This window comes from Streptomyces sp. NPDC107765, from assembly GCF_055657085.1.
In genome coordinates this window covers 385,449-407,788 of the sequence record NZ_JBVKBL010000007.1, presented here as the reverse complement: position 1 = coordinate 407,788, position 22,340 = coordinate 385,449, and the positions used below count along the sequence as shown (strand labels likewise).

The 22,340-nt window shown below is 73.9% G+C and carries 22 protein-coding genes; 18 read left to right on the top strand and 4 right to left on the bottom strand.

The genetic code is table 11. From position 1 onward, the window contains the following. Nucleotides 1-22: 22 nt before the first annotated feature. The gene (gene bioD, locus ACZ7MX_RS20090; RefSeq protein ID WP_472133899.1) at nt 23-742 is read left to right on the top strand and encodes a dethiobiotin synthase; all 720 of its coding nucleotides are present in this window, start codon (nt 23-25) and stop codon (nt 740-742) included. On the opposite strand, the gene ACZ7MX_RS20085 is transcribed toward bioD, so the two are convergent. After that, a complete protein-coding gene (locus tag ACZ7MX_RS20085) occupies nt 709-1,146 on the bottom strand; it encodes a hypothetical protein (protein WP_472133897.1) in 438 nt (145 codons plus the stop codon). The two genes, bioD and ACZ7MX_RS20085, sit on opposite strands and share 34 nt — an antisense overlap. 170 nt (nt 1,147-1,316) lie before the next feature. Here ACZ7MX_RS20085 and ACZ7MX_RS20080 point away from each other — a divergent pair, with 170 nt between their 5' ends. Together ACZ7MX_RS20080 and ACZ7MX_RS20075 are read left to right on the top strand one after the other, a co-directional pair. Then, on the top strand, nt 1,317-2,099 hold the full coding sequence (locus tag ACZ7MX_RS20080; protein WP_472133895.1) for a class I SAM-dependent methyltransferase: 783 nt from the start codon (nt 1,317-1,319) through the stop codon (nt 2,097-2,099). A gap of 75 nt (nt 2,100-2,174) precedes the next feature. Then, nucleotides 2,175-2,846, top strand: a complete 672-nt coding sequence (locus ACZ7MX_RS20075; RefSeq protein ID WP_472133893.1) for a class I SAM-dependent methyltransferase — start codon at nt 2,175-2,177, stop codon at nt 2,844-2,846. A gap of 98 nt (nt 2,847-2,944) precedes the next feature. On the opposite strand, the gene ACZ7MX_RS20070 is transcribed toward ACZ7MX_RS20075, so the two are convergent. Both ACZ7MX_RS20070 and ACZ7MX_RS20065 read right to left on the bottom strand, forming a co-directional pair. Beyond that, nucleotides 2,945-3,316 (bottom strand): fic family toxin-antitoxin system, toxin component, encoded by a 372-nt coding sequence (locus ACZ7MX_RS20070; protein WP_472133891.1) that lies wholly within the window; start codon nt 3,314-3,316, stop codon nt 2,945-2,947. After that, nucleotides 3,313-3,585 (bottom strand): toxin-antitoxin system HicB family antitoxin, encoded by a 273-nt coding sequence (locus ACZ7MX_RS20065; RefSeq protein WP_472133889.1) that lies wholly within the window; start codon nt 3,583-3,585, stop codon nt 3,313-3,315. Before ACZ7MX_RS20065 ends, ACZ7MX_RS20070 begins: the two co-directional genes overlap by 4 nt. Nucleotides 3,586-3,750: 165 nt before the next feature. Here ACZ7MX_RS20065 and ACZ7MX_RS20060 point away from each other — a divergent pair, with 165 nt between their 5' ends. The 12 genes from ACZ7MX_RS20060 to ACZ7MX_RS20005 all read left to right on the top strand — a co-directional run bounded on the left by ACZ7MX_RS20060 (nt 3,751) and on the right by ACZ7MX_RS20005 (nt 18,526). Beyond that, nucleotides 3,751-5,217: an APC family permease gene (locus ACZ7MX_RS20060; protein ID WP_472133887.1), complete on the top strand. Its 1,467-nt coding sequence runs from the start codon at nt 3,751-3,753 to the stop codon at nt 5,215-5,217. 75 nt (nt 5,218-5,292) lie between these two features. Next, a complete protein-coding gene (locus ACZ7MX_RS20055; protein ID WP_472133886.1) occupies nt 5,293-6,183 on the top strand; it encodes an LLM class F420-dependent oxidoreductase in 891 nt (296 codons plus the stop codon). Nucleotides 6,184-6,242: 59 nt separating this feature from the next. Further along, nucleotides 6,243-6,665 carry a GNAT family N-acetyltransferase gene (locus ACZ7MX_RS20050; RefSeq protein WP_472133884.1) on the top strand — a complete coding sequence of 141 codons (423 nt, stop codon included), beginning with the start codon at nt 6,243-6,245 and terminating at the stop codon, nt 6,663-6,665. A gap of 225 nt (nt 6,666-6,890) precedes the next feature. Continuing rightward, nucleotides 6,891-8,231, top strand: a complete 1,341-nt coding sequence (locus tag ACZ7MX_RS20045) for a hemolysin family protein (protein ID WP_472133882.1) — start codon at nt 6,891-6,893, stop codon at nt 8,229-8,231. Beyond that, on the top strand, nt 8,228-9,235 hold the full coding sequence (locus ACZ7MX_RS20040; RefSeq protein ID WP_472133880.1) for a hemolysin family protein: 1,008 nt from the start codon (nt 8,228-8,230) through the stop codon (nt 9,233-9,235). Before ACZ7MX_RS20045 ends, ACZ7MX_RS20040 begins: the two co-directional genes overlap by 4 nt. Nucleotides 9,236-9,980: 745 nt before the next feature. Continuing rightward, nucleotides 9,981-10,805, top strand: coding sequence for an SGNH/GDSL hydrolase family protein (locus ACZ7MX_RS20035; protein WP_472133878.1), 825 nt, complete (start codon nt 9,981-9,983; stop codon nt 10,803-10,805). Between the two features lie 117 nt (nt 10,806-10,922). Then, nucleotides 10,923-12,908, top strand: a complete 1,986-nt coding sequence (locus tag ACZ7MX_RS20030; protein WP_472133876.1) for a protein kinase domain-containing protein — start codon at nt 10,923-10,925, stop codon at nt 12,906-12,908. 90 nt (nt 12,909-12,998) lie between these two features. Next, entirely contained in the window at nt 12,999-14,432 is a 1,434-nt protein-coding gene (purB, locus tag ACZ7MX_RS20025; RefSeq protein ID WP_472133988.1) for an adenylosuccinate lyase, read from the top strand. Between the two features lie 15 nt (nt 14,433-14,447). Then, complete coding sequence (mug, locus tag ACZ7MX_RS20020; protein WP_472133874.1) at nt 14,448-15,005, top strand: G/U mismatch-specific DNA glycosylase; 558 nt, start codon at nt 14,448-14,450, stop codon at nt 15,003-15,005. Nucleotides 15,006-15,148: 143 nt separating this feature from the next. Next, a complete protein-coding gene (locus tag ACZ7MX_RS20015; protein ID WP_472133872.1) occupies nt 15,149-16,087 on the top strand; it encodes an alkaline phosphatase family protein in 939 nt (312 codons plus the stop codon). A gap of 1 nt (nt 16,088) precedes the next feature. Continuing rightward, a complete protein-coding gene (locus tag ACZ7MX_RS20010; RefSeq protein ID WP_472133871.1) occupies nt 16,089-17,513 on the top strand; it encodes an MFS transporter in 1,425 nt (474 codons plus the stop codon). After that, the gene (locus tag ACZ7MX_RS20005) at nt 17,510-18,526 is read left to right on the top strand and encodes a TolB family protein (protein WP_472133869.1); all 1,017 of its coding nucleotides are present in this window, start codon (nt 17,510-17,512) and stop codon (nt 18,524-18,526) included. Before ACZ7MX_RS20010 ends, ACZ7MX_RS20005 begins: the two co-directional genes overlap by 4 nt. Here the strand turns inward: ACZ7MX_RS20005 and ACZ7MX_RS20000 are convergent. After that, nucleotides 18,520-18,975, bottom strand: coding sequence for a hypothetical protein (locus ACZ7MX_RS20000; protein WP_472133867.1), 456 nt, complete (start codon nt 18,973-18,975; stop codon nt 18,520-18,522). The genes ACZ7MX_RS20005 and ACZ7MX_RS20000 overlap by 7 nt on opposite strands. Nucleotides 18,976-19,154: 179 nt before the next feature. Between ACZ7MX_RS20000 and ACZ7MX_RS19995 the strand changes: the two genes are divergently transcribed. The 3 genes from ACZ7MX_RS19995 (at nt 19,155) to ACZ7MX_RS19985 (ending at nt 22,320) form a co-directional block, all read left to right on the top strand. Beyond that, entirely contained in the window at nt 19,155-20,381 is a 1,227-nt protein-coding gene (locus ACZ7MX_RS19995) for a sensor histidine kinase (RefSeq protein ID WP_472133866.1), read from the top strand. A 25-nt stretch (nt 20,382-20,406) separates the two neighbouring features. After that, nucleotides 20,407-21,066, top strand: a complete 660-nt coding sequence (locus tag ACZ7MX_RS19990) for a response regulator transcription factor (protein ID WP_472133865.1) — start codon at nt 20,407-20,409, stop codon at nt 21,064-21,066. A 96-nt stretch (nt 21,067-21,162) separates the two neighbouring features. Beyond that, nucleotides 21,163-22,320 carry an ROK family protein gene (locus tag ACZ7MX_RS19985; protein WP_472133864.1) on the top strand — a complete coding sequence of 386 codons (1,158 nt, stop codon included), beginning with the start codon at nt 21,163-21,165 and terminating at the stop codon, nt 22,318-22,320. Nucleotides 22,321-22,340 lie beyond the last annotated feature (20 nt).

Here is a 22,340-nt window from a genome sequence, read left to right as displayed (position 1 = left end):
GCCGTTGAGGAGTGACGAAGAGATGTCGGTGTTGTTCGTGACGGGCACGGGCACGGAGATCGGCAAGACGGTGACCACGGCCGCGATCGCGGCGGCCGCGCTCGCCCGGGGCCGTTCGGTGGCGGTGCTGAAGCCGGCCCAGACCGGGGTCACCGCGGACGAGACGGGCGATGCCGCGGAGGTCGAGCGGCTGGCCGGCCCGGTCACCGCCGTGGAACTCGCCCGCTATCCCGATCCGTTGGCGCCCGCGACGGCCGCCCTGCGGGCAGGTCTGCCGCCGGTGGGGCCGGGGGAGATCGCCGAGGCCGCCGCCAAGCTGGCCGTCTCGCACGACCTGGTGCTGGTCGAGGGCGCGGGCGGGCTGCTCGTCCGGCTGGACGCACAGGGCCACACCCTCGCCGACGCGGCCCGGCTGGCGGACGCCCCCGTGCTGGTGGTCGTCCAGGCCGGGCTGGGCACCCTCAACTCCACCGCGCTGACCGCCCTGGCGCTGCGCCAGTACGGTCTCGACTCCCCCGGCATCGTCGTCGGCAGCTGGCCGGCCGACCCCGATCTGGCGTCCCGCTGCAATCTGACGGACCTTCCGGAGGCCGCCGGGGCCCCGCTGCTGGGCGTGATCCCGGAAGGCTCCGGCGCGCTGCCGCCGAGCGGCTTCCGGGCCGCGGCCCCGACGTGGCTGGCCCCGGCGCTCGGCGGCAGCAAGGCGCCTCAGAGGACCGCGACGGTCTCCGTGTTCGCGTAGCTGAACCCGTCCTCGTCGAAGTAGAAGACGCTCAGCTTCACCTTGTCGCCCTTGGCGAAGTGCGAGCCGACGGCCGGGCGCAGGGTGATCTGCGCGGTGTGGTCGGCGTAGTCGCAGACGAGGTTGGCCTTCTTGATGGTGCCGGCCGCGATCGACTCCTCGTGGCCGGTGGTGTTGAGCTTGGTGGCGTTGGCGACCAGCTGGTGGTTCATGCCCTCGTCGCAGGAGTACGTGACCTTCGCCTGCAGGCCGGGCTGGTGGAGCGTGACCTTGTTGATCGTCAGCAGGTTGGCCTTGGCCGCCGCGGACGGCGCGGCGGCCAGTGCGCCGGCGCCCAGCAGGAGCGTGGCGGCGGCGGTACCGGCGAGGCGGCGCCGGATACGGGTGGACTTGGTCGACGTCATCGACTTCATCGTGTTCCTTCCCCCTGGTGCGGTCACCGTGGTCGGGCATGGCGGAGGATTTCCGCATGCGCGGTGACTGCGACAGTTGTTCGGTTTGACGGCTGATCATACGGGATCTTCCCGGCGGAAATCGGCGAGCCGTCGCACCCGTTGGCGGGCACACTGCGGGGATGGTGGATGTCGCGTACGCGGACCGGAGCCTCGCCCAGTGGTACGACCTCCTCAACCCCTGGGGGCCGGGCGACGACTTCTACCTGGACCTGGTGATGTCCGCGGACTCCGTCCTGGACGTCGGCTGCGGTACGGGCACCCTGTTGCACCGCGCCCGGGCGCGCGGCCACCGGGGCCGGCTGTGCGGACTCGATCCGGCGGCCGGAATGCTGGAACGGGCGCGCCGGCACACCGACATCGAATGGCGCGCGGGCGACGCACTGTCACTGGCCGGCAAGAATCGTCCCGGCCCGGTCTTCGACCTGGTCGTGATGACCGGGCACGCCTTCCAATGCCTCGTGGGGGAAGGGGAGTTGCGGGGTTCGCTGGCGGCGGTCCGCGCCACGCTGGCGAAGGGCGGCCGGTTCGCCTTCGAGACCCGTAACCCGCTGGTGCGGCCCTGGGAGCGGTGGACGCCGGACCGGGCGGTCGAGGTGCGGGACGCGGACGGGGTCACGGTGCGCGTCGCCCACCGGGTCGACCTGCCGGTGCGCGGGGACGTCGTCCACTTCACGGAGACCTTCAGCGGTCCGGACGGCACCCGGCCGCAGGTGAGCCGCAGCAGTCTGCGGTTCCTCGACGCCCGGACGCTGGGTGAGCGCCTGGCCGGGGCGGGGCTCACCGTCGAGGAGCAGTACGGCGACTGGGACCGCCGCCCGCTCACCGCGGACGCCCCGGAGATCATCACCGTCTGCCGGGCCACGCCGGCCGGGACTCGCCGCGCCTTCCCCTGGGGAGACTGACAGCAGCGGGCATCGGGCAGCGCGGGAGCACCGGGGACACCGGGAACACAGGGGACACAGGAAAAAGGGGTCGTCATGAGGCAGCGCAGGGGAGTTCCGCTCGGCAGCGTCCACCATCCGGTCTTCGCCCGCTTCTACGCGACCTGCTGCGGGCCGGCCGCGGATGCGCGGGCGGGGGTGGCACGGCTCCGCAGGGAGCTGCTGACCGGGGCGACCGGCCGGGTCATCGAGGTCGGCGCGGGCACCGGGCTGAACTTCGCGCACTATCCGGGCACGGTCTCGGAGGTGGTGGCGATCGAGCCGGAGCCGACGCTGCGCCAGGTGGCGCGGGCGGCGGCGGCCCGGGCGGAGGTGCCGGTGGACCTGGTGCCGGGGGTGGCGGAGGCGCTGCCGGTGAAGAGCGAGGCGTTCGACACGGCGGTGGCGTCGCTGGTGCTGTGCTCCGTACGGGAGACCCGGCGGGCGCTGGCGGAGCTGCGGCGGGTGCTGCGGCCCGGCGGGGAACTGCGGTTCTTCGAGCACGGGCGGGCCGCGGGTCGCGGCCTGGCGGCGGTGCAGTGGTCGCTGGACCACACGGTGTGGCCGCTGCTGATGGGTGGCTGCCACACCGGCCGGGACCCGCTGGGCGAGATCCGGGCGGCCGGTTTCGAGGTGGTGCGGGTGCGGCGGCTGACGGTCCCGGAGCGGGGTCCGACGCTGCCGACCTCCCCGGCGGTGCTGGGGCTGGCCCGGCGGCCGGCGGACTGACCGCGCCGGGCCGGGCGCGCCGGGCCGGGCGCGCCGGGCCGGGCGCGCCGGGCCGGGCGCCACCGGTCGCCGGTTCCCCCGCGGGACCGGCCGGCTCGTCACAGGATCCAGGTGCGCAGTTCGTCCGCGATGGCGTGGACGTCCGCGGTGCCCTCCTTGATGAGCCGGGCGAGGTCGCGGACCCGCTCGGGCGAGGTGGTGATCTTCAGTCCGCTGGCGACGAGGTAGCCGTAGGCGACGGCGGTCGCGAACATCGCGTTCGAGCGCTCCAACGCCGGTACCTGGAGCAGGAGTTGCAGCAGCGCGGCGGCGCGGTCCGGCGGGTCGGGGTAGACGGGTACGCCGAATATCTCGGCGTCGTGGCGGCTGACCGCGGCCACCAGGGCGCCCCAGTCGGTGACCTGGGGGTCCCCGGGGGTGTGCTGTTCGGCGATCAGGAGGAGCCAGGGGAGGTCGATGCGCAGCGTCACGTCGTGCCCGGCAGTCCCTCGCGGTCCGCGGGTGCGGCGGGGCCGGGCGCGCTGCCCGCGTCCCGGCCGAATTCCTCGGCGAAGACCCGCTCGTACTGCTTCATGAAGTCGGAGGCGGCCTCGACGAAGGTCTGGCCCACCTCGCCGGCGTCGCGCAGGACGAGCTCCTCGATATAGCGGTTCATGCTCACTCCCCGCTGCAGGGCGCGCTCCCGCGCCGCTTCGGCGGTGGCCTCGTCCACCCGGACGTTCAGCTGTGTCTTCGCCACCCCTTCACGCTAGCGCGCTGGCGCTAGCACCGGCAAGCGCCACCGGTGCGCCCGGCCCGCGGTCCGCGTGCCGCTGCCGGAGGCGCCGGGGCGGATGGCGCACGATGTGATCCGTTGTGCGACCGGACCGTCCACGACCGCTCGGCCGTCAGGAGGACCACCGCCGTGTCCGTGCCCGCTCCCGTGCCGCATCTGAAGCGCAGCCTGCGGCGCTTCGACATCATGGCGATCGGCATCGCCGCCGTGATCTCCTTCGATGTGATCGGGCAGATCGCCGCCGGCGGCGGTCAGGCCGTCACCTGGATCGGGGTGATCGCGGTGGCGTTCCTGCTGCCGTACGCACTGATCTTCGCCGAGACCGGCGCCGCGTTCCCCCAGGAGGGCGGCCCCTACGTGTGGGTGGAGGTGGCGTTCGGCCGGCTGCCCGCCGTGCTCACCACGATGTTCTACTGGGTGACCAACCCGGTCTGGCTCGGCGGTTCGCTGGTGTTCCTGGCCGCCGAGGCCTGGGACGGCTTCGTCTTCCCGCTCGGCACCGGCACGGTGGCCGACTACGCCTTCAAACTGGTCTTCATCTGGATCGCGATCCTCACCGCGGTGATCTCGCTGCGCCGCGGCAAGTGGATCACCACGGCCGGTGCCGGCGCCAAGGTCCTGGCGCTGGCCTTCTTCACCGCGACGGCGGTGGCGTACGGCCTCCAGCACGGCTTCCGCGGCCTGACGACGGCCGGTTTCGCGCCCACCGCGGCCGGGTTCCTGGCACTGGTCCCGGTGCTGCTGTTCGCGTTCGTCGGGTTCGAGGCGCCGAACGCGGCCGGGGACGAGATGCTCGATCCGCGGCGCGACGTACCGGTCGCGATCGCGGTGTCCGCGGCCGTCGCCACCTGCTGCTATCTGCTGCCGGTGCTGGCCATCCTGTCCGCCGCCCCGGCCGGCCGGATCACCGGCGTCGGCGGCTTCATGGAGGCGGCCCGGCTGGTCTTCGGGATCTACGGGAGCTGGCGCGGACCGCTGCTGTCCTTCGTCGCCGTGCTGTTCGCGCTGTCGCTGCTGACGCAGGGCAGCGCCTGGATGATCGTCGCCGACCGGATGCAGGCGATGGCCGCCGCCGACGGCGGGTTCTTCACCCGGGCCCTGGGCGCCTTCCATCCGCGACTGGGCACCCCGGTCCGGATGAACCTGCTGTCCGGCGTCACCGCCACCGTCTTCATGGCGGCGGCGATGAACCTGGCGAACGGCGACGCCTCGGCGATCTTCGGCGTGGTGCTCACCGTCGCCATCACCACCCTGCTGCTGTCGTACATCGCCGTGATCCCCGCCCTGCTGGCACTCCGCCTGCGCCACCGCGCGGCCCCCCGCCCGTACCGCGTCCCGTTCGGCACCCGCGGATTCACGGTCGCCACCCTGCTCGTCTACGCCTGGATCCTGCTCGGCTGCTGGGTGGCGCTGTTCCCCGGCACGCTGGAGCACCTCGTCGGGTTCCGCTACGACTTCCGGGCCACCTGGGGCGTCTCCCGGCTCACCTTCGAGGCGTTCACCCTCGGTACGGTCGCGGTGCTGCTGGCGATCGCGGCGGCCGGCTATCTGGTGCAGCGGTGGCGGGCCCCGTCGGCGGACGACCGGACGCCCTGACGTGAACGGGCCGTGCTGTCATGGGAGTTGACCGGTCGCGACCGGCACCGATCACCGCATCGACGAGGGGGTTCCATGCCACGTCCGTTCCGCTTCGGCGTCAACATGCTCACGCTGGAGACCGGGGATTCCTGGCGCCGGAAGTGCCGCCGGGCCGAGGAGCTGGGCTATGACGTCCTGCTCGTACCGGACCACCTGGGGATGCCGGCGCCGTTCCCCGCACTGATCGCCGCGGCGGAGGCGACCGAACGTCCGCGGGTGGGCACGTTCGTGCTCAACGCGGGGTTCTGGAACCCGGCGCTGCTGGCCCGCGAGGTGGCGACCACCGACGCACTCACCGGTGGGCGGCTGGAGTTGGGGCTGGGCACCGGGTACGTCCGCGCCGAGCACGAGACCGCCGGACTGCCCTGGGGGTCGCCCCGCGAACGGGTGGACCATCTGGAGCGCACCGTCGAGGAGCTGGACCGGCTGCTGGGCGACCCGGACCAGGCGCCACGGCCGGCACAGCGGCCACGGCCGCCGCTGCTGATCGGCGGGAACGGCCCGCGGATGCTGCGGCTGGCGGCCGAGCACGCCGAGATCGCGGCCTTCACCGGCGGCCGCCAGGCACCCGGCAGACCGGAGGGCACCCTGGAGCTGATGCCCGCGGACGAACTGGCGGCGTCCGTGGCCCGCTACGAGCGGTACGCGGCCGGCCGCCCGGAGCCGGCCGAGCGCAACCTCCTCGTCCAGCAGGTGCGGAACACGAACGACCGGCGGGCGGTCGCCCGGGAGCTCGCGGACCGCGGCATCGGGCTGGACGAGGAGCAGGCGCTGGAGGTGCCGACGCTGCTGATCGGCACCCCGCGGCAGATGGCCGAGCAGCTGCGGGAGCGCCGCGAGCGGTTCGGATTCTCGTACCTCACGGTCCTGGATTCCGCGCTGGAGGAGTTCGCTCCGGTGCTGGCGGAGCTGCGCGGCAGCTGACCGTCCCGGGGTACGGAATGCGGTGGCGGGCCGGGGACCGCGGCTGCTTGGCTCTCCGCATGACCGAGACGGACATCCGGCCGGCCGCTCCCTCCGACGCCGAGGCAGTGCTCGGCTTCTGGGAGGCGGCCGCCGAGGGCACGAGCATCAGCGACGACGTGGACGGGGTGCGGCGCCTCATCGAGCGCGACCCGGAGGCACTGCTCCTGGCCGAGTCGCAGGGGACGCTGGTCGGCACGGTGATCGCCGGCTGGGACGGCTGGCGGGCCTCGCTGTACCGGCTCGCCGTGCATCCGTCCCACCGCCGGCGGGGCATCTCGAAGGCACTGCTGGCCGCGGCCGAGGAACGCTTCGTGAAGCTGGGCGGGCGGCGCGGGGACGCCATGGTGCTGGTGGCGAACGAGCGGGCCCAGCACGCCTGGGCGGCGGCGGGCTACCAGCACGAGGAGCAGTGGCGCCGCTGGACGAAACCGCTGGTCTGAGCGCCGCCGGAACCGGAATCCAGCCAGCCCGGAGCCCGTCCCGACACCTCCGGGGCGGGCTCTCCCCACAACGCCACTTTGCCGATCCTTTACCATGGTCCTTCCCGGCCACGAGCGAAAGGTGTGTGAGCGTCCAGCCATGGGCGAGCCTCCCGGTAGTCGAGCATCCCGGCGACGATGCGCGAACCTCCCCGTCCTGTACCAGCATGGGACGGAGGTGACCCGATGACCGACCTGCTCTTCCTGGGCGTGGCGCTCCTCCTGACCCTCGCCTGTGGTGTCTTCGTGGCGGCCGAGTTCTCGCTGACGACCGTCGAGCGCAGCGACCTCGAACGCGCCGCCGAGCGCGGCGAGCGCGGGGCGGAGAGCGCGCTGAAGGCGGTCCGCGGCCTGACCTTCCAGCTCTCCGGTGCCCAGCTCGGCATCACCGTCACCGGCCTGGTCATCGGCATGCTGTCCAAGCCGGCCATCGCCACCCTGCTGACGGGCCCGCTGGGAGCCGTGGGGCTGTCGCACGGGGTGGCGGAGTCGGTGGCGCTGGTCCTCGGCACCGCGCTCTCCACGGTCGTCCTGATGGTGGTCGGCGAGCTGGTCCCCAAGAACTGGGCCATCTCCCACCCGCTGGGCGTCGCCAAGAAGGTCGCGACCGCCCAGCGCGGGTTCAGCGCCGCCTTCAAGCCGTTCATCCGGCACCTCAACAACACCGCCAACCGCACCGTCCGACGGATGGGCCTGGAGCCCGCCGAGGAGCTGGCCTCGGCCCGCGGCCCGCAGGAGCTGGTCGCACTGGCCCGGCACTCGGCCAAGGAGGGCGCACTGGAGGCGGACACCGCCGAGCTGTTCGTCCGGACCCTCAACCTCGCCGACCTGACCGCGGAGAACGTCATGACCCCCCGGGTCCAGGTGGTGGCGCTGGAGGTGCAGTCCACCGCCGAGGACGTCGCCAACGTGACCCGGGCCACCGGGCTGTCCCGCTTCCCGGTCTACCGCGGCAGCCTCGACAGCGTCGTCGGCGTGGCGCACATCAAGGACGTGCTGACCGTCCCGGCCGAACGCCGGCTGCGCCACCCGGTCTCCGAGCTGCTGCGCGAACCGCTGCTGGTGCCGGCGACGCTGACCGTGGACCGGCTGCTGGACCGGCTGTCCGGCCGGCGCACGATGGCCGTGGTCATCGACGAGTACGGCGGCACGGCCGGCGTCGTCACGCTGGAGGACATCGTCGAGGAGGTCGTCGGCGAGGTACGCGACGAGCACGACCCGCTGGAGACCCCCGACCTGGCCCCGGCCGGCTCCGACGCCGAGGGCCGCAGCGCCTACCAGGCCGACGGCGGCGCCCGCACCGACCAGCTGGAACGCATCGGCCTGCGGGCCCCGGAAGGCCCGTACGAGACGCTGGCCGGACTGATCGCCACCGAGCTGGGCCGGATACCGGTCGCCGGTGACCACCTGGAAGTGGCCGGCTGGACGATGGACGTCCTGGACGCCTCCGGCCACCGCGCGGCGCGGGTGCTGCTGCACGCCCCGCTGCCGGGCAGCACCGACGAGGGGCCGGAGGCCGCCCGATGACCGCGCTCCAGCTGTTCGTGGGCCTGCTGACGCTGGTCGTCAACGCCTTCTTCGTCGGCGCCGAGTTCGCCCTGATCTCGGTGCGCCGCAGCCAGATCGAGCCGTACGCCGAACGCGGGGACCGGCGGGCGGCCAGCGTGCTGTGGGGGCTCTCCCACGTGTCGGCCCTGCTGGCCGCGGCCCAGCTCGGGATCACCCTGTGCACCCTGGTCCTGGGCGCGGTCGCCGAACCGGCCATCGCGCACCTGTTGGAACCGGTCTTCCACGCGGTGGGCATCTCGCACGCGCTGGTCCACCCGATCTCGTTCGTGATCGCCCTGAGCCTGGCCACGTACCTGCACATGCTGTTCGGCGAGATGGTGCCGAAGAACGTGGCACTTGCCGAGCCGGTACGCACCGCGCTGGCCCTCGGGCCGCCGCTGGTCGCGCTGGCCCGGGCACTGCGGCCGGTGATCTTCACGATCAACGCGTTCGCCAACGTGCTGCTCAAGCTGCTGCGGGTGGAGACCAGGAACGAGGTGGCCGCGACCTTCTCGGACGCCCAACTGGCGCGGATGGTCGAGGACTCCCGGGAGGCCGGACTCCTCGACGAGCGGGCCCAGGAACGCCTCCGGGACGCCCTGGAACTGGGCCGCCGACCGGTCCGGGACGTGATCCTCCCCGCCGAGAAGGTGGTCTCGGCCCGCATGGGCACCACCGCCGAGGAACTGGAACAGCTGGCCGCGGAATCCGGCTTCTCCCGCTTCCCGGTCCTCGACGACACCCGCCGCATCCTTGGCTACCTCCACGTCAAGGACGCGCTGGACGCCGCCGCGCGCAACGTGCCGTTCCCCGTCTCGGCCCTCCGCCCCATCGCCCGGGTCCGCGCCGCGACCCCGCTGGACGACGTCCTGACCGCCATGCGGGGCTCGCGCACCCACCTGGCGGCCGTCATCGGCGACGACGGCCGCCTGGCCGGCCTGGTCACGATGGAAGACGTCCTGCGGGAGCTCGTTCTTCAATAACCCGTCCGCGGCGCTTTGCGGTGCCGCCCACGTACCTGGCTTTCCCGCCGCGGTTGTTGTTCGCCGTTGCGCTTTGCGGCGCCCCGTACGTAGCTGGCCGTCCCGCCGCGGGTGTTTCTCGCCGTTGCGCTTTGCGGCGCCCCGCACGTGCCCGTGTGTCCCGCCGCGGGGCTTGGTCGCCGTTGCGCCTGCGGCGGGCTGGGTGGGTGTCGGGTGCGGTGACTGGCCTACGGGGCCTTGTTCGTGGACTGCTGTCGCTTTACGTCCACGAACAAGGCCCCTCCGGCCCGTCCCCTCCCGTGAGGGAGTAGGAATGCGGTGCGTGGGGGTGGGCGTTGAGGCCTGCAAGGGGGCTTGGGTACCCCTACGGGATGGTCGAACAGAACCCGTAAGGGTCGCGAGGGCCCCCTGCGGGGCCAACCCGACGGCTGGGCGAGGCATTCCCAACACCTCACACCACCAGATGCTCGCTCAACGACGCGCGCCCCCACCCACCCCCACACTCCCCCAACGGGAGGGGACGGGCCGGAGGGGCCGGTTGTGTGGACGTAAAGCGTCAGCAGTCCACACAACCGGCCCCGGAGGCCCGTCACCGCACCCACAACCAACCCAGCCCGCCGCAGGCGCAACGGCGAACAACACCCGCGGCGGGAGAGACGAGTACGTGGGAGGCGCCGCAAAGCGCAACGGCGAGCAACACCCACGGCGGGACGGCCAAGTACGTGGGGCCATATAGCATCCGCATGTGTCGTACACCAGTTTCGTAGCCATAGGTGACAGCTTCACCGAAGGAATGTCGGACGGGCTTCCCGACGGGTCCTACCGTGGTTGGGCCGACCTGCTCGCCGCGCGGCTGGCGGCGCGGACGCCGGGCTTCCGGTATGCCAACCTCGCGGTGCGCGGGAAGCTGATCGGGCAGATCCTGGACGACCAGTGCGGCCCGGCCGCGTCGATGGGCGCGGACCTCGTGACGCTGGTGGGCGGGCTCAACGACGTGCTGCGCCCGAAGTGCGACGTCGCGCGGGTGTGCGCGCAACTGGAGACCGCGGCCGAGTTGCTGGTGAAGGGCGGCGGCCGGCTCGTGCTGATGCGCAGCCCGGCCCGCCAGGGGCCCGTACTGGAGCGCTTCCGGCCGCGGATGGAGCAGCTCTTCGCGCGGATCGACGAGATCGCCGCGCGGCACGGCGCGCTGGTCGTGGACCTGTACGCGTCGAAGGCGCTGGCCGACCCGCGGATGTGGGCGGACGATCGGCTGCATCTGAACGCCGAGGGGCACCAACGGGTGGCCGAGGCGGTCTGGCAGGCGCTCGGGCTGCCCGCCGAGTCGGACTGGGACGCCCCGCTGCCGGCGGCCGCACCGCCGGGCTGGCGGGCCCGGCGGGCCGCCGACCTGCGGTTCGCGCGCGAGCACCTCGGGCCCTGGATAGGCCGGCGGCTGACCGGCCGCTCCTCGGGGGACGGCCGGACGGGCGCCCATGTGAGTCCTGAGCTGGGCACGGCCTTCTGGGTCGGCCCGGCGGACCCCACGGACCCCGGACCGGTGACCGCCTGGGGCCAGGTCGGGGCGTGACGCAGGCGCGGTCGCCGGCCACCGCACGGGCCAGAGGCGGGTCGGAGGCGGGCCGGACGCGGGCCGGCGTGCGGAATACTGCCGGGCACAAGTGCGGGCACGGGGTGGGGGTAGTGGGTGCGACCGTTGACCAAGGGCGATCCGCAGCGGATCGGGCCGTTCCGGATCGTCGGGCTGCTCGGGGGCGGCGGTATGGGCCGGGTGTATCTCGGCCGTGCGGCGGACGGGCGGACGGTGGCGGTGAAGACCGCGCGGTCCGAACTCGCCGACGACCGGGGTTTCCGGACCCGTTTCGCCCGTGAGGTGGCCGCCGCCCGGCGGGTGGGCGGCCCGTTCGTGGCGCCGGTGGTCGACGCCGCGCCCCACGACGACGTGCCGTGGATGGCGACCGACTACGTGCCGGGTGTCTCGCTGACCGATGCCGTGCACGACGGCGGGCCGTTGCCGGAGCAGGCCGTGCGGCTGCTGACGGCGGGCCTGCTGGAGGCCCTGGCGGCGGTGCACGCGCAGGGCCTGGTGCACCGCGACCTCAAGCCGTCGAACGTCCTGCTCACGGCCGAGGGGCCGCGGGTGATCGACTTCGGCATCGCGTACTCGGCCGCGGACACCGCTCTGACGATGACCGGCACCGCCCTCGGCACACCGGGGTTCATGGCGCCCGAGCAGCTCGTCATGACGGGTCCGAACGTCACGGGCGCGGCGGACGTGTTCGCGCTCGGCGGGGTGATCGTGTTCGCGGCGACCGGCGGCGGTCCGTACGGGAGCGCCGAGCCGCAGATCCTGATGTACCGCACGGTGCACGAGGAACCGCGGCTGGACGGTCTCCCGGCGGGGCTGACGGAGGTGGCGGCGGCCTGCCTGGCCAAGGAGCCGGAGCAGCGGCCCGCGCTGCCCGACCTGATGGCGCGGGTGGGCCCACCCGGCCCGTACGGCGACTGGCTGCCCGCCCCCGTCGCCGTTCAGCTCCGCCGTCTGTCCGCGCAGCTCGCCGACCCCAGGTCCCCGGACGCCCCCGTCCCGCGGCATGTGGCCCGTGGGCCGGCCGGCGTCCCGTTCGAGCAGCTGCCGACCCGTACGAGTCCGGCCGGCCCGCCGCCCCCGCCGTCGCCCGTGGGGACGCCGGCCTGGCCCGCGCACACCGCCACGCCCCCGCTGCCCGCCCCGCCGGGGCCGAGCCGGCGCCGGGTGCTCGCCGCACTGTCCGTGGCGGGGGGCCTGGCCGGCACCGGGGCGCTGGGCTGGGCGTTGTGGCCGCAGGGCGGGGACCGGGCCAGTGACGGGAAGGGCGCCGGGGGACGGCCCGCCGGCTCCCCGGAACCGGCCGGCCGGTTGCCGCAGGAGATCCGTGACAAGGGCACGGTCACCATCGGCTCGGACATCGCCTACGCGCCCATGGAGTTCGTCAGGGACGGCAGGCCCGCGGGAGTCGACGTCGATATCGCGAACGCCCTCGGCCGCGAACTGGGTGTGCGCGTCACCTTCGAGAACGCCGTCTTCGACGCACTGCTCGCCGGCCTGGCCGCGGGCCGTTTCGACCTGGTCATGTCGGCGCTGGCCGACACCAAGGACCGGCAGCAGGGGATCGCGGACGGCACGAAGACCGGCAGCGGCGTCGACCTGATCGACTATTTCCGGGCCGGGCTCGTGCTCGTCGTCCGCAAGGGCGACCCGGAGGGCATCCGCAAGCCCGCGGACCTGGCGGGCAGGACGGTCGCCGTCCAGCGTGGCTCCACGGCCCGGGACTACGTGGACGGGCTCGGCCGGAAGGTCGCCAAGGGGCTGAGGGTCCGGGAGTTCGACTCGCAGGCGGAGATCTACGACGACGTCGCCAAGGGCCGTTCCTCGGCCTGTCTGGACGACTTCCCGGTGGCGGCGCACACCGCCGCCGCTCTCTCGGGCGGCGGCGTCCTCGCCCTCGTCGGCGAGCAGATCGACCCCCTGCCCTACGGCATCGCGGTGGCCAAGAACCACCCGGCCCTGCGGGACGCGGTGCGCGGTGCCCTCGACCGCCTGATCAGGAGCGGCGAGTACGCGAAGATCCTCAAGAGGTGGTTCGTCGAGGGCGGCGCGGTGGAGCGGGCGGCCGTCAACGGGGGCAGGTAGCGGGGCCGGCCCGCACCTGTAGGAACGCACAGCCGGGACCGGGGCGCTGGCCTGCGCGAATCGCCAGTAGACTCTGACCACGTGACTGCTGTGTCTGCGAAGCCTCGCATCCCCAATGTTCTGGCCGGCCGCTACGCCTCCGCGGAGCTGGCCGTGCTCTGGTCCCCCGAGTACAAGGTCAAGCTGGAGCGGAAGCTGTGGCTCGCCGTGCTGCGTGCGCAGAAGGACCTGGGGGTGGCGGTCCCCGAGGAGGCGCTGGCCGACTACGAGCGGGTCCTGGAGGACGTCGACCTGGCGTCGATCGCCGAGCGCGAGAAGGTCACCCGGCACGACGTGAAGGCGCGGATCGAGGAGTTCAACGCGCTGGCCGGGCACGAGCAGGTCCACAAGGGCATGACCTCCCGCGACCTGACCGAGAACGTCGAGCAGCTCCAGGTGCGACTGTCGCTGGAGCTGATGCGGGACCGCACGGTCGCCGTGCTGGCGCGCCTGGGTTCGCTGGCCGGCCAGCACGCCGAACTGGTGCTGGCGGGCCGCTCGCACAACGTCGCCGCGCAGACCACGACGCTGGGCAAGCGGTTCGCGACCGCGGCGGACGAGCTGCTGGTGGCGTACGCGCGCCTGGAAGACCTGCTCTCCCGTTACCCGCTGCGCGGCATCAAGGGCCCCGTGGGGACCGCGCAGGACATGCTGGACCTGCTGGGCGGTGACGCGGCGAAGCTGGCCGAGCTGGAGCAGCGGATCGCCGCGCACCTCGGCTTCGGGCAGGCCTTCACGTCCGTCGGCCAGGTCTACCCGCGCTCGCTGGACTACGACGTGGTCACCTCGCTGGTGCAGCTGGCCGCCGCGCCCTCGTCGCTGGCGAAGACGATCCGGCTGATGGCCGGGCACGAGCTGGTCACCGAGGGCTTCAAGCCCGGCCAGGTCGGCTCGTCGGCGATGCCGCACAAGATGAACACCCGCTCCTGCGAGCGCGTCAACGGCCTGATGGTGATCCTGCGGGGCTACGCCTCGATGGCCGGTGAGCTCTCCGGTGACCAGTGGAACGAGGGCGACGTGTCCTGCTCCGTGGTGCGCCGGGTCGCCCTGCCGGACTCGTTCTTCGCGCTGGACGGGCTGCTGGAGACGTTCCTGACGGTGCTCGACGAGTTCGGCGCGTTCCCCGCCGTCGTCGCCCGTGAGCTGGACCGTTACCTGCCGTTCCTCGCCACGACGAAGGTGCTGATGGGGGCCGTCCGCGCCGGGGTGGGCCGCGAGGAGGCCCACGAGGCGATCAAGGAGAACGCGGTGGCGTCGGCGCTGGCCATGCGCGAGCAGGGCGCCGAGCGGAACGAGCTGCTGGACAAGCTGGCGGCGGACGCCCGGATTCCGCTGGACCGGGCGCAGCTGGACGCGCTGATGGCGGACAAGCTGTCGTTCACGGGTGCGGCCGCCGACCAGGTCGCGTCGGTCGTCGCCCGGATCGAGGAGATCGCCAAGCAGCACCCGGAGGCCGCCGGCTACACCCCGGGCGCGATCCTCTGACCCGGGAGCCTTGAGGTGCGCTTCACCCCGGAGGAACTGCAGGCCGCTCGTGACCGCCTCGTCCCGGACGTGGCGGCGAGCGGTCTGCGGGTCCTCTTCTGCGGGATCAACCCCGGGCTGATGTCGGCGGCGACCGGCCACCATTTCGCCCGGCCCGGCAACCGCTTCTGGCCGGTGCTGCACGCGGCCGGCTTCACGCCGCGGCGGCTGCACCCCCATGAGCAGGAGGAGCTGCTCGCGCACGGTGTCGGGATCACCAATGTCGTCGCGCGGGCGACCGCCCGGGCGGACGAGCTGACCGCGGAGGAGTTCCGTGAGGGCGGCCGGCTGCTGGCGGAGAAGGTGGCCCGGCTGCGGCCGCGCTGGCTCGCCGTCGCCGGGGTCACGGCCTACCGCGTCGCCTTCGACGACAAGCGCGCGACAGTCGGTCCGCAGGCTCGTACGCTGGGGGAAACGCGGATCTGGGCGCTGCCCAACCCCAGCGGGCTGAACGCCCATTGGACGCCGGCGACGATGGCGGAGGAGTACGGGCGGCTGCGCGCCGCGGCGTTCGCGGAGGACCAGGACGCGTAGCGGGTCCCGCCTTGCGGGACCGGGTGGCGGACAGACGGCGGGCGTTCGGCCAACCGTCATCTTGAAGGCGTGTACATGTCACCTCGGTGGCTCTACTCTGTCGCCGCCCGTGCACGCCCCCACTCTTCCGTACGGAGGCAGTCGTGCCCACTCCGTCCCCCTCGCCTTCCCCCTCCGCCGCCGGGTCCCCGGCGAACCCCCGCGGCCGCCGCTCGCGCCGCCACAAGCTCACCGCGCTCGCCGGGGCGTTCGGCCTCGCCACCGCCGGACTCGGCATCTGGGCCGGCAACGGCTTCGGGGCCGAGGCCGCCGCGGCCGGCGTGCCCAGCCCCGACCACGTGGTCGTGGTGGTCTTCGAGAACCACGCCTACCACCAGGTGCTGGGCAGCTCCAGCGCCCCGTACATCAACTCGCTGGCCTCCGGCGGCGCCAGCCTCACCGCCTCGTACGCCGAGACCCACCCCAGCCAGCCCAACTACTACGCGATGTTCTCCGGCGACACCCAGGGCGTCACCGACGACAGCTGCGTCACCCCCGGTTTCAGCTCCGCGGCCAACCTCGCCTCCGAGGTGACCGCGGCCGGCAAGTCCTGGGCGAGCTACAACGAGTCGCTGCCGTCCGAGGGCTCCACCACCTGCCGGAGCGGCAAGTACGCGCAGAAGCACAACCCCTGGTTCGGCTTCGGCAACGTGCCCACGAACACGGCGCACACCTTCGACGCGTTCCCCACGGACTTCAGCACGCTGCCGACCGTGTCGTTCGTTGTGCCGAACCTGTGCAGCGACATGCACGACTGCTCGGTCTCCACCGGCGACACCTGGCTGAAGAACCACCTCAAGAGCTACGCGGACTGGGCCAAGACCCACAACAGCCTGCTGCTGGTCACCTTCGACGAGGACAACCGCCTCAGCGGCAACCGCATCCCGACCGTCCTGTACGGCCAGCCGGTGCAGCCCGGCTCCACCTCGGGCACCACCTACAACCACTACGACGTGCTGCGCACCCTCGAGGACATGTACGGCACCTCGCACGCCGGGAAGGCCGCCGACGCCAAGGACATCACCGGCGTCTGGGCGAGCTGAGGTGTACCTCGCGGACAGCCGCGCCGCCCCCACGACGGCCGGCCCGGGCGCACGCCCGGGCCGGCCGGTCCGGGCCGCGGTCCCCGGCACCGTCCTCGTCCTGGGCACCGTCAGCCTGATCACCGACGTCTCCTCGGAGATGGTCACCGCCGTCCTGCCGCTGTACCTCGTCGCCGAACTCGGCCTGTCCCCGCTCGGGTTCGGGCTGCTGGACGGGGTGTACAACGGTGTCAGCGCGCTCGTCCGGCTGATCGGCGGGCGGGTCTCGGACCGCGGCGGGGGCGGCGGCCACAAGAGCGTCGCGGTGGTGGGATACGGCCTCTCGGCCCTGTGCAAACCGCTGTTGCTGCTCGTGCACACACTGCCGCTGATCGGTGCCGTGCTGGCCGTCGACCGCACCGGCAAGGGGCTGCGCACCGCACCGCGCGACGCGATGATCTCGCTCGCCGGCGAACCGGCGGTCCGCGGCCGGGCGTTCGGCGTGCACCGGGCGATGGACACCGCGGGCGCGCTGCTCGGCCCGCTGGTCGCCTTCCTCGTGCTGCGCGCCGCGGCCGGGGGGTACGACGCGGTGTTCACAGTCAGCGGCTGTGTGGCCGCGCTCGGCGTGGCCGTCCTGCTGCTCTTCGTCCCCGCCCGGATCCGGCCCCCCGCACCGGCCACCACCGAGGCCGCCGGCCGGCCCCCGTCCCCGGCGCGCGGCTCGCTCCCGTCGCCGGCGCACGGTCCGGCGTCGCCCAGCCCGCCGCGCGAACCCGGGTCCACCCGTCCGCGGGCCCCGGCGTCCGCCCCTCCGCTGCGGCCGTTGCTGCGGCTGCCCGCGTTGCGCCGGCTCACCGGCTGCGCCGTGCTGCTCGGCCTGACGACGGTCAGCGACTCCTTCCTCTACCTCACCCTCCAGCGCCGGCTCGGGCTGTCCGGGGCGTGGTTCCCGCTGCTGCCGCTGGGCACCGCCGCGGCCTTCCTGCTGCTGGCCGTGCCGCTGGGAGCGGTCGCGGACCGGTGGGGCCGCCGCCGGCTGTTCCTGCTCGGCCATCTCGCGCTGCTCGGCGCCTACGGGGTGCTGCTCGCGCCGTCCGCCGCCTCGCCGGTGCTGACGGGCCTGGTCCTCGTCCTGCACGGGGGCTTCTACGCGTCCACCGACGGGGTGCTCGCCGCGGCCACCGCCGACGCGGTGCCGGACGCCTGGCGCGGCAGCGGGCTGGCGGTGGTGCAGACCGGCCAGGCCGCGGCCCGCTTCGGCTGCTCGCTGGCCTTCGGCGCGGCCTGGACCGCCTGGGGCGACCGCTGGGCGCTCGCCCTCGCCGCGGCCGGTCTGGCGCTCGCCGCCGCGATCAGCGCCCGGCTGCTGCGCACCGCCCCCGGCACCGACGCCGCTCCACACCCGGCCGATGTCACCCCCACCCCTTCGGAGCCCGCACCGTGAGCCGCACCGCCCGCCTCCTGGTCCTGTTCGTCACCGTCCTCGTCCTCGGCGGGATCGCGGTCGGCGCCACCCTGCACGCCGCCGGCCGGGCCGCCGAGAAGGACCGCGCCCGGGCCGGCGGGCCCGCGGTCGCCTCCGGGACGGTACGGCTGAGCGATCCACACCGCGCGCTCTTCCGCAACATGGCCTGGGGCCCGCACCGCGACGAGATCACCGCCGTCCCGGCCGGCCGGCCCGCCGGCCCGCGCACCGCCTCCGGCGTCCGCTGCCTGCGCTTCCACGCGGCCGCCGGCACCGGCATCTGCCTGCGGGCCGTGCACGGCGAACTCCGCGACACCTACCGGGCGGTGGTCCTCGACGACCGGCTGCACGAGCGGCGCCACTACGACCTGGCCGGCACCCCGACCCGGGCCCGGGTCTCCCCCGGCGGCCACACCGTCGGCTGGACCGTCTTCGTCAGCGGCGACTCCTACGCGGGCACCGCCTTCTCCACCCGGACCTCGATCCTCGACACCCGCACCGGACACCTGGACGCCAACCTGGAGACGTACGCACTGTCCGTCGGCGGACACCGGGTGCACGCGGCCGACGTCAACATCTGGGGCGTCACCTTCGCCGACGACGACCACTTCTACGCCACCGCCGCCACCGGCGGGCAGACCTACCTCGTCCGCGGTGACCGCACCGCCCGCACCCTGCGCGCGCTGCACGCCAACGTCGAATGCCCCTCGCTGTCACCCGACGGCACCCGCATCGCGTACAAGAAGCGGGTCGCCGGCGCCGATCCGGACGCCCCCTGGCGGCTGTACGTGCTCGACCTGCGCACGCTGCACGAGACCGCGACCGGGGAGCACCGCACCATCGACGACCAGGCGGTCTGGCGGGACCGCCACACCCTGGTCTACGCGCTGCCGGGCGACTACGGCGCCGATCTGTGGACCGTCCCCGCCGACGGCTCGGGCACCCCGCACCGGCTCGCCACCGCCGCGCTCGCCCCGGCCTTCCCTCACTGACCTCCGGCCACCCGCGCCACCTCCTCCTCCCCCACCGCCACCAGCAGCTGCAACGGCAGCTCCCGGCCGCCCTGTCCGACGCCCACGCCTATCCACCGGCCCGCCACCCGCCAGCCGTACATCCGCGGCACGAAACCGCACAGGGTGTCCAGCGGCGGCCGCACCGGCAGCCCCTGCGCCGTCCGCTCCAACGCGCTTGCCAGGTCAAGGACTTGGGGATCGCCCCACCGTAAGGACAGCGCCTGCACCAGCGCGGTCAGCGCGGCCTGGAACTCCTCCTCGGCCTCCGCGAGCTCGGCGAGGTCCGCGTCCCAGAAGTCCTGACTGACCCGCAGCTCCGCGAGGTGAAAGCCCGGCCCGCTCTCGGCCGGCGCGGAACGGACCAGCTGCGCCGGGAACTCCCGCAGGCGCAACCGGTCGATGGTCGTCAGCTGCTCATCAAGCGTCATACCGTCAGTAAAGCGCGGGGGTCTGACATCTGGCCGTGCGCTCCGCGGCGGCCGGCTCCCACCGGCCCTCGGCCCCCTCGTCCGGCCTCCCGCCGCACCGGGAAGGGTCTCCCCCACCGGGAAACGTCTCCCCCACCAGGGGGAGGCAACGCCCGGTCGCACACTGGCACGATGACGGCGTGACCGCCCCGCTCGCCTCCGTCGTCCGCCGGCTCGGCCGGCCCGTCACCTACACCCGCTGGCTGCACCTGCTCATGGCCACGGTCGCCGGGGTGCTGACCGGTTTCCTGCGCGGGGGGGCGTTCCGGACCGGCGGCTGGGAGACCTGGCTGCGGATCGCTACGCTGCCGCTCCCGCTCGTCCTCGCCGCCGCGCTGGTGCCGGTGGTCCGGCGGGTCGAGGGGCTGCAGGCCCAGCTGCTGCTGACGCCGGGCCCGCACGGCCCCGAGCAGCGGGCCACGTCCGGTATCGCCACCACCCCGTCGGCCCGCTGGCGCGATCGTGCCCGTACCGCCGGATGGCTGGTGCTACGGCTGGAGACGGGCGTCGCGGTGACCGCCCTGACCATCCAACTACCTTCACTGGCAGTCGCGTTCGCCATGGCGGCGGCCGGCCGGACCAGCCACCTGAGCGGCCTGCCGGCCATCGAGACGCCCCACTGGTGGTACGGCCTGCTCGTGCCGCTCCCCCTCGTGCTGCTCCTGGCCGTGGTCCTGGGGGCGGGATCGCTGATGGCCTGTGCCGCCCGGCTGTTGCTGGGCCCCTCGGCGGCCGAACGGCTGGCCGCACTGGAGGCCCGTACGGAGCGGCTGCTGGCGCACAACCGGCTGGCCCAGGAGCTGCACGATTCGATCGGGCACGCGCTGACGGTGACCGTGGTGCAGGCGGGGGCGGCCCGCGCCGCCGGGGCACCGGAGTTCACCGACCGGGCGCTGGCCGCCATCGAGGAGACCGGACGGCAGGCGCTCGGCGATCTGGAGCGGGCCCTGGCGCTGCTGCGCGAGGACGCACCACGGCCGGCCGACCGGCCCCTGCTCACCGAGGCCGAGCGGCTGCTGGAGTCCGCCCGGGCCGCCGGCTCCACGGTCAGCGCCGAGCTCAGCGGCCCGCTGGCGGACCTGCCCGGGCCGGTCTCCCGGGAGGGGTACCGCATGGTGCAGGAGGCCCTGACGAACGTGCTGCGGCACGCGGGCCCGGTGCCGGTGTCCGTACGGATCGCGGCCGCCGGCGGTGTCCTGGAACTGGACGTCCGCAACCCGCTGCCCGCCGCCCCCGCGGGCGCCGGCAGCGGCGGCCGCGGCCTGCGCGGCATCCACGAACGCGCCACACTGCTCGGCGGCGCGGCCCGCACCGGCCCGGCGGACGGCACATGGCGGGTGAGCGTCCGCCTGCCGCTGTCCGCTTGACCGCGCCTCCCTCTAGGGTGGCTGCGTGCCGATATCCGTACTCCTGGTCGATGACGAGCCGCTGGTGCGCGCCGGGTTGCGCGCCATTCTGGAGGCACAGCCCGACATCGAGGTGACGGGTGAGGCGGCCGACGGGGCCGCCGTGGTCCCGCTGGTGCGGCAACTGCGGCCGGACGTGGTCGCCATGGACGTACGGATGCCGCTGCTGGACGGGATCGAGGCGACCCGAGCGGTGCTCCGGACGGTCACCGACCCGCCGCGGATCCTCGTCATCACCACCTTCGAGGCGGACGAGTACGTCTACGAGGCACTGCGCGCGGGTGCGGACGGTTTTCTGCTCAAGCGGTCCCGGCCGGCCGAGATCGTGCACGCGGTGCGGCTGGTCGCGGAGGGCTCCTCGCTGCTGTTCCCGGCGACGCTGCGGGCCATCGCGGCGGACCGGCTGAGCGACCGGGCCCGGGCCGAGTTCGAGCGGGCCGCGCTGACGGGTCGGGAGCGGGGGGTGCTGCGTCTGATGTGTTGCGGCCTGTCGAACGCGGAGATCGCCGCGGAGCTGGTGGTGGGGGCCGAGACGGTCAAGACGCACGTCAGCGCGGTGCTGGCCAAGCTCGGCGTCCGGGACCGCACCCAGGCCGTGATCGCCGCCTACGAGTCCGGGTTCGTGACACCGGGGACGGTCGGGTAGCGGGCGCCGGCGCCTGCCGCGGCCCCGGGCGGGGCTCGCCGCGCACCGTCCGACCGGCTACGATCCGCCACACACGGAAAGCTAGGGAGACGGACGTTGGGGCGGCTCACCGGCGGGGATCCCTCGCTGCTGCGACGGATCAACTCCGCGGTGGTGCTCGACGCGCTGCGCGCCGCGGACGCCGCCACGCTCACCCGTCTCGTCCAGGTGACGGGACTGTCGCGGCCCACGGTCGAGGGCGTGGTCGAGGGGCTCATCGAGAGCGGCCTGGTCGTCGAGGTGCCCGCCGAGGAGGGTGAGGCGCGCCGCCAGGGCCGCCCGGCCCGCCGCTTCCGGTTCCGTACCGAGGCCGGTCATCTGCTGGGCATCGAGATCGGGCCGCACCGCATCGTGGCGCTGCTGTCGGACCTGAGCGGCCGGGTGCTGGACACCGCGCAGCGCACCGTCGAGGAGGGCGCCCCGGCCGATGAGCGGCTGGACCGGGTGCGGACCGTGGTGGCCGAGCTGCTGCGGCGCACCGGCGTGCCGCGCCGGGGCTTGCGGGCCGTCGGTGTGGCCAGCCCGGGCATCGTGGAGGCGGACGGCACGGTACGGCTGGGCACCGCGCTGCCCGGCTGGACGGGGCTGCCGCTGGGTGACCGGCTGCGGCGGTCGTTCCGCTGTCCGGTGCTGGTGGAGAACGACGCCAACGCGGCGGCGGTGGCCGAGCACTGGCAGGGCGCGGCGGTCGGTTCGGACGACCTCGTCTTCGTGCTGGCGGGTCTCAGTCCGGGTGCCGGTGCGCTGATCGGCGGGCGGCTGCACCGCGGGTTCGGCGGCGCGGCCGGGGAGATCGGCGCGCTGCATCTGCTCGGGCGGGAGGCGACCCCGGAGGCGCTGCTGTCGACGACCGGGAAGCCGCTGCACCCGCTGGACGAGGCGCAGGTCGCGGCGGTGTTCGCGGCGGCCGGGCAGGGTGATGCGCGGGCCCGGGACGCGGTGGACCGGTTCATCCGGCGGCTGGTGCACGACGTCGCCGCGCTGGTGCTGGCGCTCGATCCCGAGCTGGTGGTGATCGGTGGCTGGGCGACCGGGCTGGCCGGCGTACTGGGGCCGCTGCGCGACGAGTTGGCGCGGTACTGTCTGCGGCCGCCGCGGGTCGTCCTGTCGCAGCTGGGCGAGGCGGCCGTGGCGACCGGCGCGCTGCGGCTGGCGCTCGACCACGTCGAGGGGGAACTCTTCGCGGTGGAGGGGACCGTGACGGCCCGTCGGTGAGCCGTCACCTCCCCCGGCGT